We start from the raw sequence: 498 nt of genomic DNA on the forward strand, positions 1-498 counted from the left end.
GAAATTCCTGGGACGGGGTATCGTGATGATTTATTTGATAATCGTCCAGTTTTCGAAATTGGCCTTCAACAGAAGTGGTACTACTTTAACCAAGATGGGGTACTTCAAGAATTTGTTGGCTGGCAACAATTAGAACTTAAGGATTCATTAAATGTTGGCAAAAAACATGGTGAAGGCTTTGAAGGCCCAGAAGTCCTTAAATTAGCAAATTATTACTTTAATGAAGATCATTCTTTAAAGACAGGTTGGCTCTACGATCAATCTAACTGGTACTATCTAGCAAAAACAGGTTATTCAGGGAAAGACTACCTCGGTGGTGAAAGACGTGCGGGTTGGATAAACGATGATTCGACTTGGTACTACCTAGATCCAACAACTGGTATTATGCAGACTGGTTGGGAATATCTGGGTAATAAGTGGTACTACCTCCGTTCATCAGGTGCTATGGCGACTGGCTGGATTAAGGATGGTTCGACTTGGTACTACCTAAATGCAAGT

The 498-nt window shown here is 40.8% G+C and carries 1 pseudogene; it reads left to right on the plus strand.

Features of this window, described 5'->3' with window-relative positions:
• Positions 1–498, plus strand: a pseudogene (locus SORDD16_RS09990) (N-acetylmuramoyl-L-alanine amidase family protein); the annotation flags it as partial.

The organism is Streptococcus oralis, assembly GCF_001578945.1.
Classification (GTDB): domain Bacteria; phylum Bacillota; class Bacilli; order Lactobacillales; family Streptococcaceae; genus Streptococcus; species Streptococcus oralis_Q.